Below are 13,967 nucleotides of genomic sequence, written 5' to 3'. Positions count from 1 at the left end.
CTCATGCGGCGTCCGAAGCGTCGTCCACCAGCGGCGTCAGGTCGGGGCGCAGCGCGACGCGTTCGTCGAACACGAAACAGGCGCCGTCGTACCCGAACCCGCCCACCTGCTCGAAGTAGCCGAGGATGCCGTCGTCCAGCTGCAGCACGTTGTCCATGCCGTCGGCCTGCATCCACAGCACGGCCTTCTCGCAGCGGATGCCGCCGGTGCAGAAGCTGACCACGGTGGCGTCCTTCAGCGCATCGCGATGCGGCTCCAGCGCCGCCGGCAGATCGGTGAATTTGTCGATCGGCAGCGTCAGCGCGCCGGCGAAGGTGCCGTATTCGATTTCCTGCTGGTTGCGCGTGTCCAGCATCACTACGCGACGGCCCGCGTCGTCGTGGCCCTGCTGCAGCCAGCGCGCCAGCGTGCGCGGCGCGACAACCGGCGCCCGCGCGTCTTCCGGCGTGCTGCCGGGACGGCGGAAGCTGATGATTTCCGGCTTCACCTTGATCTTGAGGCGCGCGAACGGCACGCGCTCGCTACGGCTGTACTTCACCCGCAGGCCCTGGAAGCGCGGATCGGCGCGCAGCGGCGCCAGGAAGGATTCGATGGCATCCGCCTCACCGGCCAGGAACAGGTTCAGGCCCTCGCCGGCCACCAGCACGGACCCGCGCAGGGCCAGCGCATCGGCGCGAGCATGCAGGGTGGCGGCGACGTCGGCCGGCGCCTCGAGGGGCGTGAAGTGGTAGGCGGCGATATTGGTGACCATGCCGCGATTTTACCGCCCGTCGGCGTCGGCCCCCTTCATTCAACCGGATGGTTGACAGTCAAGGCGCGCGCGGAAATACTCAACCACATGGTTGAACATGATGCCGCCCGCCTCGACGCCGTCTTCCACGCGCTCGCCGACAGCACCCGTCGCCGCATGCTGCGCAGCCTGCGCGGGCAGCCGCGCAGCGTGGGCGAGCTGGCGGCGCCGTTCCTGATCTCGCTGGCGGCCGCGTCCAAGCACATCAAGGTGCTGGAACGCGCCGGGCTGGTGACGCGACAGATCCAGGGCCGCACGCACCTGTGCCACCTGCAACCGCAGGCGCTGGCCGAAGGCGACGCCTGGCTGCGGCAGTACGAACAGTTCTGGACCGCCCGCCTCGATGCCCTCGATGCGGCGCTGCAGACGGACGCCCCTTCCCTCGCTTCCCCGATCCTGGAAACGCCATGACGACGCCTCCCGACACCGTCGATGTCACCGTCCATCGTTCCTTCGCTGCGCCGGCCGAACGCGTGTTCGACGCGTGGCTGACGCCCCGCCTGCTGGGCCAGTGGATGATGGGTCCGGAGATTCGCGAAGAAAAACTGCTGCGCCTGGACGTGGATCCGCGCGTCGGTGGGCGCTTCTCGATGCTGGTCGAACGCGACGGCGAGCGCATCGACCACGTCGGCGAATACCTGGTCATCGAGCGTCCGCACCGGCTGTCCTTCACTTGGACCATCGCCGGCGAAGCCGACCAGGACGGCAGCCGCGTCGACATCGTCATCACGCCGACCACGTCCGGCTGCGACCTGCACCTCACCCACGCCCTGCCCCGCGCCTGGGCCGACTACGCCGGGCGGACGCAACAGGGCTGGGCGACGATGCTGGAAGCGCTGCATGCGATGTTCTGAGCTTTCGCGTGCGCTCCATGGGCATCCGGACCGGACGGATCAAAGACCGCCGCTGAGGATTTCCGGGGCGCGTACGCGCTGCCCGAAGCCGGCTGCGATCAGAGCAGCAGCCAGGGCAAGGCCAGCGTCAACGCGATGATCGCGGCCATTGCCGCGAGCATGCCGATGACGTATCCCGGTCGCGACTGCAGCAGGCCCATGAACGTCTCTGCGCGCCCTTCGCGCTCGTCCGCTCTCTGCTGGGTGCGGGCCTGCTCGCGACGTCGGATCTGATAGTCGGCCATCAGGATTTTCGCGCGTGCCAGTTGATCCGGATCCTCGATCCACAACCCGCCGGCGGAAATGCCCCACGGGCTGGGCGGGGTCTCGTAGAAGTCGATCGCGTGGGTCCGCAGCAGCTCACGCACCTCGTGGGCTTCATCGCCGGGTACGTTGCGCAGGTTCAGGAAAAGTTTCGCCATGGGCGCAGTTTAACCGCAGCCCGTGCGGTGTCTTTCGCCACCGATGGGTTACCCTGCGCGCCTTGCCGATATCGATGAACCCCATGATGCGTACCCTGCTGCTCGCTGCTTCGCTGACCCTGCTCGCCGCCTGCGCGCCCTCCGGCCCACCGCCGGGCGGCAGCGTCGCCGAACTCGAACGCATCGACACCGCCGCCGGCACCGGCGCCGTGGCCACCAGCGGCAGCGATGTCAGCGTGCACTACACCGGCTGGCTTTACGACGAGAACGCGCCCCAGCAGCGCGGCATGAAGTTCGACAGTTCGGTCGATCGCGGCACGCCCTTCACCTTCCTCCTCGGCGCCGGCCAGGTGATCCGCGGCTGGGACGAAGGCGTGGCCGGCATGAAGGTCGGCGGCAAGCGCACGCTGAAGATCCCGGCCGACCTCGGCTATGGCAGCAAGGGCGCCGGTGGCGTCATCCCGCCGGGCGCCTCGCTGGTGTTCGACGTGGAACTGATCGACGTCAAGCCGCACGAGTGACAGCTGCGCAGTTCCTGCAGGGCCGAAGGCGGTTGTGGGAGCGACGTAAGTCGCGAGCTTCTGCCAGTTGAGGATAGGCCCACCCGAAGCGACAACGAAGGCCGGACGTTCTCCGCCCGGAGATGCGCCCATCGCGACTTACGTCGCTCCCACATCCCACCCCAGCAATCCCGGCTGCTCGCTACTCCACCGGCGCCAGCCGCAAGTCGTGGAGATCGAAGCTGAAGTCGGTCAGCGGCGAGATCGCCTCCATCCGCGCTTACCAAGCGACGCCAGGGCCTGCGAGCGAGGCGGCGATTGCCGCAAGACCGAAGGCCGTTGTGGGAGCGACGTAAGTCGCGAGCTTCTGGCAAGTGAGGAAAGACTCACCCGACGCGGCAACGGGCGCCGGAGGTTCTCCGCCCGGAGTTGCGTCCATCGCGACTTACGTCGCTCCCACATGCCGCTCCTGCGATCCCGATCGCTCGCTACTCCACCGGCACCAGCCGCAGGTCGTGGAAGTCGAAGCTGAAGTCGGTCAGCGGCGAGATCGCCTCCATCCGCGCTTCGTGGATACCGCCATCCGGCTTCAGCGAATAGGTCAGGAACGCGTCTGCGTTGAGCCAGCGCTCGCGCCAGCGCACCACGAAGGTGTCGTGCTGCCACGGCTGCAGGTCACCCACCAGTTCCGGCGTGCGGCTGAAGCGCAGCACCAGTCCCTCGCCTTCCTGCGAAACCACCACGTCGCCATACCACGGATCGCGCAGCGTACCGGCGTACTTCGCGAGCGGCAGCGAGGGCTTCGAGCTGGCGTCGCGTGCCGCCAGCAGTTTCTGCCAGCGTTCGTCGGCGTTGCCCTTGGCCTGCGCCACCTGCGCCTGGTAGGCCGCCAGCCAATCGGTGCCGCTGTCGGCCATATAGGCGTCCAGGACCTTCAGCGTGATCGCATTAAAGGCCGCGCCGACTTCCTGGTTGGTCAGCACCACGATGCCCAGCTTCTGCTCCGGCACCAGGGTCACGCGCGAGACCATGCCCGGCCAGCCACCGGTGTGCCAGACCAGCTTGCGGCCCTGAAAATCCGAGACCATCCAGCCTTCCCCGTAGCCGAGGAAGTTGGGCTTCGCCGCTTTCAGCGCCTCGATCTTCGGTTCGGCGATCGGGATGGGCGTGACCAAAGACCACATCGCTTTCTGCCGCGCCGGCGTGAACAGCGCCTGCTCGCGTCCCTTCGCATCGCGATAGGTACCGCCGGCGAGCTGGGCGTTCATCCACTTCGCCATGTCGGTGACGCTGGAATAGATACCTCCGGCCCCGGCTACGTTGCGCCAGGTCATGCGCGGCGCCGGCTGCAGCGTGGTGAAGTCGGCCATGGCATGGCCGGTGGCGACATTGTCGCCGGCCTTCAGCGCATCGCTGTTGTAGCGCGTCTCGCGCATGCCCAGCGGCTGGAAGAAGCGTGTGTGCAGGAACTGTTCGTACGACTGCCCGCTGGCCTGCTCGATCACCAGCTGCGCCACGCCGTAGAGGATGTTGTCGTAGGCATAGCGCTCGCGGAAGCCGCCGCTCAGGGGCACGTCGCGCAGGCGCTCGGCCACTTCGCGGTTGCTGTAGGTGGTGGTGGGCCAGTACAGCAGGTCGCCCGCGCCCAGTCCCAGGCCGCTGCGATGGACCAGCAGGTCGCGCACGCGCATTTCGCGTGTCACGTACGGATCGGCCATCCGGAACCATGGCAGGTGATCGATGACGCGGTCTTCCAGCGTCAGCTTGCCCTCGTCGGCCAGCATCGACAGCGATGCCGCGGTGAACGCCTTGGTGTTGGAAGCGATGGCGAACATGGTGTGCGCATCGACCCGCGCGGCCTTGCCCATCTCGCGCTCGCCCCAGCCCTTCGCCAGCACCAGCTCGCCGTCCTTGACCACGGCCACCGCGATACCGGGTACGTCGAAGGCTTCGCGCACGGACTCGACATAGGCGTCGATGTCCTGCAGCGCAGCGGGGGGCGTGGCCGCGCTGGCCGCAGCGCCGAAGGCGAGCAGGCCGAGCAGACAGAGGGCGCGACCGTGGGTCGCCGACAGCTTCGAACGCATCGTGTGTCCCGCATCTGGAATCCTGGGCGACGATACCGCATGCCGCACGCGCGTTGCGCCTGCCGGAAGCCGCGCGCCGTCACGGCATACTATGCCGATGCCTTCGCCACGCCCCGACGATTCTTCCCCACCGCGAAGCGTCGCCGTCATAGGCGGTGGCCCTGCCGGTCTGATGGCCGCCGAAACGCTGCGCGCCGCGGGCCTGCAGGTGGATCTGTACGACGCCAAGGGCTCGGTGGGGCGCAAGTTCCTGATCGCCGGCAAGGGCGGCATGAATCTGACCCACTCGGACCCTTTCGAGGTCTTCGTCAGCCGGTACGCAGAGCGCAAGCAGGAGGTCGCGGCCTGGCTGCGCGATTTCGATGCCGATGCGTTGCGCGAATGGGCGCGCGGCCTGGGCGTGGAGACCTTCGTCGGGACCTCGGGCCGCGTGTTTCCGTCCGACCTGAAAGCCGCGCCACTGCTGCGTGGCTGGGTGCGGCGCTTGCGCGAACAGGGCGTGCGCTTCCATGCGCAGCACCTCTGGCTGGGTTGGAACGACGACGGCGCGTTGCGCTTCGCGACGCCCGATGGCGAGCGCACGCTGCATGCCGACGCGACGGTGCTGGCGATGGGCGGCGGCAGCTGGCCGCAGCTGGGGTCCGACGGCGCGTGGGTGGAGGCGCTGGAGGCCAAGGGTGTTTCCGTCGCAGCCCTGCAGCCGTCGAACTGCGGCTTCGATATCGGATGGAGCGAGCATCTGGCTTCGCGTTTCGCCGGCGAACCCCTCAAGCCGGTCGTCGCGCACTGGCAGGACGCCGACGGCGTGGCGCAGCAGCGCCAGGGCGAATGCGTCATCACCACCACCGGCATCGAAGGCAGCCTGGTCTACGCGCTGTCGCCGATGCTGCGCGACGCCATCGCGCGCGACGGCGCAACGACGCTGATCCTGGACCTGTTGCCCGGGCGCGACGAGGCAGACCTTTCGCGGCGCCTGGCCAAGCCGCGCGGCTCGCGCAGCCTCAGCGAGCACCTGCGTCGTGAGGCCGTCGTCAGCGGCTTGCGCGCCGCGCTGCTGTACGAAGTGCTGGACAAGGCGGCGCTGGCCGACTCCGCACGCATCGCCCGCACGCTGAAGCGCTTCCCGTTCCGGCTGCAGCGCCCGCGCCCGATCGCCGAGGCGATCAGCAGCGCCGGCGGCGTTCGGCTGGAAGCGCTGGATACGCATCTTATGTTGCGCGAGGTGCCCGGCGTGTTCGCCGCCGGCGAGATGCTCGACTGGGAAGCTCCCACCGGCGGCTACCTGCTGACGGCGTGCTTCGCCAGCGGTCGACGTGCCGCACGGGGCGTGATCGACTGGCTGGAACGCAGCGTCTGATTGGTCGTCCGCAGGGGCTGCGGCGCGCACCGTGGGGAGTGCGTGCCGCAGCGGCTGCGGAACGTGGGCGCACGATACGCGACCGATTGTTGAGGCCCGGTTAGCGTTACGCAGCAGTTTTGTTACAGCGCTTTACGGCAGGATGTGCATGCTTGTCCTCACGCGGCATGCACCTTCATTCTGCTTCCTCGTCAACGTGGATTGCCGGCTCCGACGTGCGTCGCGCCTTGGCAGCCACGTACATGTTGTCCACCAGATTGGGATAGCGTCGGCCCGCCGCCGTTGCGCGGGCACGCGCTTCCTCCACCTGTGCCGGCGTCAGCTTCGAAGCACCCCCACGACGCTTGGGCGCGGGGCGTTGCCAGGGGCCGGGTTTGCGCGTGGCCATGACTCAGACGGCGGCGGTCACCACGATCTCGATCAGCCAGGCCGGCCGTGCGAGATTGGCCTGCACGGTGGCGCGCGGCGGCGCATTGCCCTCCGGCACCCAGGCGTCCCATACGCGGTTCATCGCCTCGAAATCCTGCAGGTCCTTGATGAAGATCTCGGCGCGTAGGATCTTCGACTTGTCGGTGCCGGCACGGGCCAGCAGCGCGTCGATCTCGGCCAGCACCTGCTGCGTCTGCCCGGCGATGCCCTGCGTCGCGTCTTCGGCAATCTGCCCGGCCAGGTACACCACGCCGTTGTGGATGGCCATCTCGGACAGCCGCGGGCCTACCTCGAAGCGCTGGATCATGGGATTTCCTCCGTTGTGAGGTCTGCAGCTTAGCGCTGCGACCCGACCACCGCACCGGCGGCGGCGCGCCACAGCCACCATCCGCCCAGCCACATGGCCAGGACAATCAGCGCGATCAACAGTTTCTGCACCCAGCCCTGCCCCGCCGGCGGCCACAGCGCATGCAGCCATAGCAGTGCGTAGCACGCGACCGACCACATTGCAGCCAGCGGGAAGTGGTGGCGCCAACGGTCGTCCATGCGGAACCGCCATGCCTGCAGCACCATGCCGGTGGTGACGCACAGGAACGCCGTGATGGCGCACGTGTGGTGGAACCAGTGATGGAAGTCCGGCGCCACCTGCGGCAACCACGAGTCACCGATCGCCACGCCCGCCAGTGCCAGCGCACCGAAGCAGAGCAGCAGCAACGGCGCGCCACTGCGCGCCTTCGCCGACAGCTGCGCATACAGGCCGGTCGCCAGCAACACGATCGCGGCCGCCAGCACGCAGTACAGGGTGCGCAACAACAGGCCGCCGGGACCCGACAGGTACTGGCTCAGTGTGGCCTGCTGCCAATCGAGGTCGCCCCGCACGACCTGCAGCGAACCCGCCACCAACAGGAACGCGCCTGCGCCCGACATGGCCGCAAGCGCGGAGACTCGGGGAGGCACTGGAATACGTGCGGGGACGGTGGCAAGGCGGGGCATGGACACTTGGGAAAGCCGCGCGGGACGCGCGTCCGATTATCGTCCACACACTCAAGAATCCGCGCCTGCGGCCGCTGACGTGGCATCACTCCGCAGCGTGCCCGCCATCACGCTTTCGCCTACACTCCGGCTACTCCCGGGCGCACCGGGGATGGCCGCCACGAGCAAGGGAACTCCAGCGCCAATGCCGTTCACCGCACCGTCGCCCGGGACCGATCCGGAGCGCCACACCCAACGCCTGCCGCGCCGGATCCATCGCCTGCGTACGCTCGGCATGGGGCTGGCGGCGTTGCCGACCGGCATGGTGTTGCTGGAGAACCAGGCCGGCGCGGGCCATTGGGTGTTCCTCCTGTTCACCACCGTGGTCTGGCCGCAGCTCGCGCTGTGGCTGGCGCTGCGCCATCCGGCGCCTTTCCGCGGCGAGATCCGCAACCTTCTGGTCGATTCGATCCTCGCGGGCATGTGGGTGCCGCTGATGGCCTTCAACCTGCTGCCCAGCGTCCTGCTCGTCACGCTCACCACCGTCGACAAGATCAGCACCGGCATCGACAGGCTGTGGTACTGGTCGCTGCCGCTGATGGCGGCGGGCGCGCTGGCGGTCGGGGTGTCGACCGGCTTCGAGATGCAGCCGATGACCAGCATGGCGGTGATGGTCGCCTGCCTGCCCATGCTGATGATCCATTCGATCGCCGTGAGCCAGGCCAGCTACCGACTGGTGCGCAAGGTGAAGCGGCAGAACCGGCAGCTCGACGAACTGAGCCGGCGCGACACGCTGACGGCGCTGGACAGCCGCCGCCACTGGCAGGAACAGGCCGCCCTGTTGATGGACCAGTGCGCGGCGACCGGCGAGCCGGCCACGCTGCTGATGATCGACATCGACCACTTCAAGGCGATCAACGACCGCCATGGCCACGCGGCCGGCGACGACGTGCTGCGGGCGACGGCGCAGGTGATCCGCCACAGCATCCGCAGCCACGACGCGGCCGGCCGGCTGGGCGGCGACGAGTTCGCGATATTGCTGCGCGGGACCGATGTGGAGGCGGCAGGCATCGTGGCCCAACGGATCCGCGAAGGCGTACAGGCGCTGAGGCCGGAGAGCGCGCCGGGGCTGCAGCCGACGGTCAGCCTGGGGCTGGCGAAGGCGACCGGATCGGCCGAGGGACTGCGCGCGTGGCTGGAAGCGGCGGATCGCGCGCTTTATCAGGCCAAGAGCCGGGGCCGCAACCAGCTGGCGATCGACGAGGACCTGCAGCCGCTCGCCGATACACCCTGACGAAGCCCCTCAGGCGCCGAGGTGCTCCGTGCGGTCGCGCTGCGGCATCTCCAGCACGTTGCTGGCGGCGCGGACGTTTTCCTGCTCTGCGTCGTACACGCAGACGCGGTTGCGGCCGTTGTGCTTGGCGCGGTAGAGCTGCTTGTCGGCATGCGAGAGCAGCTTGGCCAGGCTGTACCCGGAGTGCTGGCTGGAGGTCACGCCGAAGCTGCCGGTGATCGCGAATACGTGGCCGGTCTCGCGGGTTTCGATCTGGGCCAACCGGACACGGCAGTCTTCGGCCACACGGGAGGCGGCACGAAGGTCGCAGCCGTACATCAGGATGGCGAATTCCTCACCGCCCAGGCGGCCCAGCACGTCGATGCGCCGGCAGAAGCCCTTGCTGGCTTCGGCCACTTCCTTCAAGGCCCAGTCGCCGACCCCGTGGCCGAAGCGGTCGTTGATGTTCTTGAAGTGGTCCAGGTCGAACATGATCAGCGAGGCCTGTTCGCCGTTCCGGGCGCACTCGGCCAGCGCGCGCTCGGCGCGGATGGTGAAGTGGTGGCGGTTGCAGATGCCGGTCAGCGCATCGGTCTCGGCCATCTTCTTCAGCGACAGCTGCACCCGCTTGATCTTGAAGGCCCAGTAGCCGATCGAGGCGATCAGGAGTATCAACAGGATGACGATCAGACGTGTGTTCTGCGCGGACTGCTGGTCGACTTTGCGCTGCAACTGTAGAACCTGATTTTCCTGATCCAGCAGATCGATCTGCTGGGTCTTCTGGACGATCTGCTGCCGTACAAGTTGATATGCCAACTCGCGCGTCTTGATCTCGTTGAGATACGCCTTGTCAGCCTCTGCATACTTCTTGTACTGCTCAAGTGCGACTGCAGGCTCGCCACGGAGATTGGCGATCTCGTAAAGAACACGGTATGCCACGACCAAGGGCAATGACCCGGCAATGGATTTCCCCTGCGCGACCGCGTCCTTAGCGTGCCTCTCTGCCGATTCCACGTTGCCGAGTTTCATCTGATACTCGGCGAGCATCGATAAGTACTCGGCGATCAACACCGGGTAGCCCGTGGCTCTTACCGAAGGAAGATGTTTCTCGAGCAGATTGATCGCGTTAGATGTCTTGCCTTCCGCATGCCACTTCTTGGCTAAATAAGTTCGTGAAAATGCGGCGAGCAGCGTCTCGCCTTCACGCTCGCAGTTCTGGATGGCGCCGTAGATCTTCTCTTCGGCCGGCGTCTTCCCTTCGCCCTGCAGGGCTTCCACGACTAAGTTGCCTGCAATGCATTGGCTGCGTCCGGATGGCTCATCGGATAGCACCTGATTGGCGTACTCTCCGCCAAGCCGGAATTCACCGACACGGTTATAGAGGATGCCCGCCGCCAGAAGCCCGTGATGGCGGGCGGCGCGGTCCTTCACCTCGGTGACCAACGGCAGCATCTCATTGAGCGTGCTGAGACCCTGCTCGAATTTCCGGTTGCCTGCGTAAGTGTTGGCCAGCATTGCGCCGGCGCGAAACCTCACAGCGACATCTGCCGGGCCCGTACGGATCTCTTCCAGATCCCGGATAGCTGCTTCCGCCCTGCCCTCCAACAGGAATCCATGCGCGCGCATCAGACGAATCTTCATGCGCTGATCGGGCGTCGACGCCTCCTCGAGCGCCTCAAGCTGCTTGAGTATCTTGAAGAACTGTTCCGGCTTGGACGTCCGTATAGCGTCCGCCTCATCGAACAAGGCATCAAATGACGCGCCCGCCTTCGCGGGCAGCGTCAGAACAACTGCGACCAGGGCCAGCCATCCATACCGGGTGATGTACGCTTTCATCCATTCAGCTCCATGTCGTCGCATCCGAAAGAAAAGCGTGCCCGCTTACTCTTCCGCAGGCTCTTCACGCGGCTCGGACACATCGTCCGGCTGGGGTGCATCCTGTTCTTCTTCGCCACCGGGCGTGGCAATCATGCAGATCATCTTGCTGCGCGTCTGCTCAAGCGCGTAAAGCGTATGCACGTCTCGGGCCAGCACAGCCTGCCTTGCCCTTCCCTCAACCCCGAACTGCTCCATCGCCGCGAGATACTCTTCAACCGACATGTCGCCCAACTGTGGCGCAGCACCCAACGATTCCATCAAGCGCAGAAGATTCGACACGAATATGTTCCCCTAGATCAATAGATTAAAGCCGACAGCCCACCACGTTCCGACGTGCGGTCCCCAAGGGCGCCAGCGCCACCCGATTCGCGGGCCTAGCAGGCCGAAGATACCGTCTTTTGGCACACGCCTCCACCACGCTCCGCCTAGCCGCCTCCGGCCGGAAGGACTCCCAGCCGGGCTAACACCTCCTCGTTGCGCTCCATCCGGTGGAACGGGGGGATGACCAAGGTCGTTTGTAGCCTCAGATCTGCATCCGGCAGCGCGGCAAGCCGCATATGATCGATCCGGGGGGAATGAATAGGCACCACGGCAGCTTCATACGCTATGACCTCGTGGCTACTCGAGTACCCGTGCTCCGCCAACAGGTCGACAAGGATCTGCCTGGCTCCAGCCCCTGTTGACGAAAGCCTCGCCAGCGTTTGATCCCCCGCCACGCCGACTTGCCAAAGAACGAGATAGGCCGTCAGGTCAATCCGTCGCCTGTAGAACATGAACTGGCTAGTTTCGTAGTGCTGGCAGCCGTAGGTGCCCGGGTCGACACCCAAGTCTGCATACAGACAGTCCTCGGCCGACACCGCGGCCTCCATCAATGCCGTGTGACCTTCCTGCCTGGCTTGAGCGACCGCCCGGTGCGGCACCCCGGCAAACACGCCCGGATGACCGTAGAAGGCACCGCAAACCCTGCGTCCTTCGCGTACTTCCGCCATGATTGCGGCCACCATCTCCCGATAGGTCTCGGTCCTCGGCTTACCCTCAACGTAGTAAGGCTGGAGGCTCCGCACATCGGCATTCATCCCTTGGACCCACTTTTCCACCAGCGGATCGGAAACGGCCACGAAGACCACGTCAGCCTCCTCGATGTGGCGGCGCGCGCGCGGACCGATGTGGGCACCCAGCATCATCCCGGTGCCGACGCAGGCCAGACTTCCCTTTTTCATACTTTCCCCTGGATTAGTTCGTTGCAAGACGCGCGCTGCCAGTGCGCAAGCGTCCGTTCCCACCTTACGCCTCCAGAGAGATGCCCTTCCGCAGGGATGCGTTGGAAGTCCAGCTTCCGCATAAGACCTTCGGCCCCGCCGTTCTCCACCCGGTGACTCGTGAAGACTGTCTCGCAGCCGCCCTCCGTGAAAGCGAAATCCATCAATCGGCGAATGATCTCCGTCGCGACCCCGCCGTTATGGTGCTTTGGCCAGATCAGGGCACCGATCTCGTGCATGGCGTCCCTTGCCACGAGTGCCAGCAAACCGATCTCATGTCCCTCGGCTTTCTCGACTACCACCCACGTCCGATAGTCCTTGCTTTCTAGCCGGTTGAACGACGCCACCTTGGTGAACGCTTGCAGTGCTGCGCCCGTTTCCAAGGGCTCGGCCACATGGCGCATCAACTCGGGATCGGTATACAGCGCAACATACAGCGCGGCGTCTTCGGCGCTGAGTGGCCGCATACGGAAGCGTCCCGTTTCCAACGTCGGCAGCTTCAAACCCGCACGTCCCTCACCCACCGCACAATCCCCTCCGCCTGCATCGCCCCGCTCTGCCGGGCTATCTCGCGGCCACCCTGCAGCAGCACCAGGGTCGGGATGCTGCGGATGCCGAAGCGGTTGCCCAGCCCCGGGCTGGCGTCGGTGTCCACCTTGGCCAGCCGCACGGCCGGCTCCAGCAGGCCCGCCGCGCGCTCGAAATGCGGCGTCATCTGCAGGCAGGGGCCGCACCAGGGCGCCCAGAAATCGACCAGCAACGGCAACGTGCTGCGCAGTGCGTGGCGATCGAAGTCCGCCTCCCCCAGCGCCAGCGGCACCCCGGTGAACAGCGCCTCGTGGCAGCGCCCGCACTGGGGCGCCTCCACCAGCCGCTCCGAGGGCACGCGGTTCATCGCAGCGCAGTGCGGACAGGCGATCAGGTGGGCGGCGGCATCCATGCGCACATCCTAACGCCGGGGCCGCCCATGCTGCATCGCCACAGCGCATAGACTGCGGGCATCGTTCTCCTCGACGAGGGCCGCACGATGATCGCTACCCTGATGGCCGCCACGCTGGCCATGGCCGGACTGGCCCCCGCTGCCGCCCCGGCGCCCTCCGCGCAACCGCCGACGCCGGCCGAGGTCATGGCCTTGCCCGAGCCGCTGCGCCGCGAGTTCCACGCCAAGGTACTGACGACGCCCCGCAAGTCCGAGCAGCGCCTGCGGCGGATGGTCGAGTTCCTGTTCTCGCCCGACGACCTGGGCATGCGCTACGACATCACCGCCAACCACACCGTGGCGGAGGCCTACGCCACCCGGCAGGCCAACTGCCTCAGCTTCACCCTGCTCGCCATCGCGCTGGCGCGGGAGGCCGGCTTGCAGGCCTACGGACAGCAGATCGACGAAACGCTGGCGTGGCGGCAGGAACAGGACACCCTCTACCGCACCCACCACGTCAATGCCGGGGTGCGCATCCGGCACCGCCAACTGACGGTGGACGTGGCCTGGGACCAGGTGATCGCACGCAAGCCGCCCCGCGAGATCAGCGACGCGCGCCTGCTGGTGCACTACTACAACAACCGCGCCGCCGACCTGCTGGAAGCTGGACGGCTGGACGACGCGCTGCGCTATGCCAGCGTGGCGAAGACACTGGACCCCACCTACGCGGTGACCTGGAGCAATACCGGCGTGCTGCATCTGCGACGCGGCGATCCGGAGCAGGCCGAACAGCACTACCTGCACGCCCTCCGGCTGAACCCATTGGACCCCGGCGCCCTGTCCAACCTGGCCGCGCACTACCAGCGCACAGGCGACGTCGAGGCGGCCGCACACCTGCAGGCCCGCCTGCAGCGCGTGCAGGCACGGGATCCGTTCCACCACTTCCTGCAAGGCGCCAGGCACGAGCGCGAGGGCAACGTCGAGCTAGCCATCCGCGACTACCGCCAAGCGATCAAGCTGTTCCCCGACGAACACCGCTTCCATTTCGGCCTGGCGCGGGCCTACTTCCTGCAAGGCGACCACCGCCGCGCCGGCAAGGCGCTGGCGCGTGCGGAGCGTCTCAGCGAAGGCGACCAACGCCGGCTCTACCACGCCAAACTGGATGCCCTGCGCCGGCTGGCGCACTGA

16 protein-coding genes are annotated in these 13,967 nt (G+C 66.8%); 6 read left to right on the top strand and 10 right to left on the bottom strand.

Features of this window, described 5'->3' with window-relative positions; all coding sequences use genetic code 11:
* Position 1: 1 nt before the first annotated feature.
* Entirely contained in the window at positions 2–751 is a 750-nt protein-coding gene (locus ASD77_RS13705) for a sulfurtransferase (RefSeq protein WP_055942748.1), read from the bottom strand.
* A gap of 87 nt (positions 752–838) precedes the next feature.
* Between ASD77_RS13705 and ASD77_RS13700 the strand changes: the two genes are divergently transcribed.
* Entirely contained in the window at positions 839–1,201 is a 363-nt protein-coding gene (locus tag ASD77_RS13700; protein WP_055942744.1) for a metalloregulator ArsR/SmtB family transcription factor, read from the top strand.
* Positions 1,198–1,644, top strand: a complete 447-nt coding sequence (locus tag ASD77_RS13695; protein ID WP_055942741.1) for an SRPBCC family protein — start codon at positions 1,198–1,200, stop codon at positions 1,642–1,644. Before ASD77_RS13700 ends, ASD77_RS13695 begins: the two co-directional genes overlap by 4 nt.
* Positions 1,645–1,742: 98 nt before the next feature.
* Here the strand turns inward: ASD77_RS13695 and ASD77_RS13690 are convergent, their stop codons facing one another.
* Entirely contained in the window at positions 1,743–2,105 is a 363-nt protein-coding gene (locus tag ASD77_RS13690) for a DUF6164 family protein (protein ID WP_055942738.1), read from the bottom strand.
* Between the two features lie 86 nt (positions 2,106–2,191).
* Here ASD77_RS13690 and ASD77_RS13685 point away from each other — a divergent pair, with 86 nt between their 5' ends.
* Positions 2,192–2,626, top strand: a complete 435-nt coding sequence (locus tag ASD77_RS13685; protein WP_055943496.1) for an FKBP-type peptidyl-prolyl cis-trans isomerase — start codon at positions 2,192–2,194, stop codon at positions 2,624–2,626.
* A gap of 467 nt (positions 2,627–3,093) precedes the next feature.
* On the opposite strand, the gene ASD77_RS13680 is transcribed toward ASD77_RS13685, so the two are convergent.
* Positions 3,094–4,692, bottom strand: a complete 1,599-nt coding sequence (locus ASD77_RS13680; RefSeq protein WP_082563304.1) for a serine hydrolase — start codon at positions 4,690–4,692, stop codon at positions 3,094–3,096.
* A 97-nt stretch (positions 4,693–4,789) separates the two neighbouring features.
* On the opposite strand from ASD77_RS13680, the gene ASD77_RS13675 reads away from it, so the two are divergent.
* Complete coding sequence (locus ASD77_RS13675) at positions 4,790–6,049, top strand: TIGR03862 family flavoprotein (RefSeq protein WP_055943489.1); 1,260 nt, start codon at positions 4,790–4,792, stop codon at positions 6,047–6,049.
* A 391-nt stretch (positions 6,050–6,440) separates the two neighbouring features.
* Here the strand turns inward: ASD77_RS13675 and ASD77_RS13670 are convergent, their stop codons facing one another.
* The gene (locus ASD77_RS13670) at positions 6,441–6,785 is read right to left on the bottom strand and encodes a RidA family protein (protein ID WP_055942735.1); all 345 of its coding nucleotides are present in this window, start codon (positions 6,783–6,785) and stop codon (positions 6,441–6,443) included.
* Between the two features lie 29 nt (positions 6,786–6,814).
* Positions 6,815–7,405: a DUF998 domain-containing protein gene (locus tag ASD77_RS13665; RefSeq protein ID WP_055942732.1), complete on the bottom strand. Its 591-nt coding sequence runs from the start codon at positions 7,403–7,405 to the stop codon at positions 6,815–6,817.
* Positions 7,406–7,655: 250 nt separating this feature from the next.
* On the opposite strand from ASD77_RS13665, the gene ASD77_RS13660 reads away from it, so the two are divergent.
* Positions 7,656–8,744: a diguanylate cyclase gene (locus ASD77_RS13660; RefSeq protein WP_055942728.1), complete on the top strand. Its 1,089-nt coding sequence runs from the start codon at positions 7,656–7,658 to the stop codon at positions 8,742–8,744.
* Positions 8,745–8,753: 9 nt separating this feature from the next.
* Here ASD77_RS13660 and ASD77_RS17830 read toward each other — a convergent pair whose 3' ends face one another.
* The 5 genes from ASD77_RS17830 to trxC all read right to left on the bottom strand — a co-directional run bounded on the left by ASD77_RS17830 (position 8,754) and on the right by trxC (position 12,800).
* Entirely contained in the window at positions 8,754–10,559 is a 1,806-nt protein-coding gene (locus tag ASD77_RS17830) for a GGDEF domain-containing protein (protein WP_162247634.1), read from the bottom strand.
* A gap of 45 nt (positions 10,560–10,604) precedes the next feature.
* On the bottom strand, positions 10,605–10,880 hold the full coding sequence (locus tag ASD77_RS13645) for a hypothetical protein (RefSeq protein WP_156383645.1): 276 nt from the start codon (positions 10,878–10,880) through the stop codon (positions 10,605–10,607).
* Between the two features lie 146 nt (positions 10,881–11,026).
* Positions 11,027–11,821 carry an SAM-dependent methyltransferase gene (locus ASD77_RS13640; protein WP_055942717.1) on the bottom strand — a complete coding sequence of 265 codons (795 nt, stop codon included), beginning with the start codon at positions 11,819–11,821 and terminating at the stop codon, positions 11,027–11,029.
* Positions 11,818–12,363, bottom strand: coding sequence for a GNAT family N-acetyltransferase (locus ASD77_RS13635; RefSeq protein WP_156383644.1), 546 nt, complete (start codon positions 12,361–12,363; stop codon positions 11,818–11,820). Before ASD77_RS13635 ends, ASD77_RS13640 begins: the two co-directional genes overlap by 4 nt.
* On the bottom strand, positions 12,360–12,800 hold the full coding sequence (trxC, locus tag ASD77_RS13630; protein ID WP_055942710.1) for a thioredoxin TrxC: 441 nt from the start codon (positions 12,798–12,800) through the stop codon (positions 12,360–12,362). The genes ASD77_RS13635 and trxC overlap by 4 nt, the downstream gene beginning before the upstream one ends.
* Before the next feature lie 87 nt (positions 12,801–12,887).
* Here trxC and ASD77_RS13625 point away from each other — a divergent pair, with 87 nt between their 5' ends.
* Positions 12,888–13,967 carry a tetratricopeptide repeat protein gene (locus ASD77_RS13625; protein ID WP_082563301.1) on the top strand — a complete coding sequence of 360 codons (1,080 nt, stop codon included), beginning with the start codon at positions 12,888–12,890 and terminating at the stop codon, positions 13,965–13,967.

Source organism: Pseudoxanthomonas sp. Root65 (assembly GCF_001427635.1).
GTDB lineage: Bacteria > Pseudomonadota > Gammaproteobacteria > Xanthomonadales > Xanthomonadaceae > Pseudoxanthomonas_A.
Note: the sequence above shows the minus strand (reverse complement) of the source record. Positions and strands in the feature narration are given on the sequence as shown.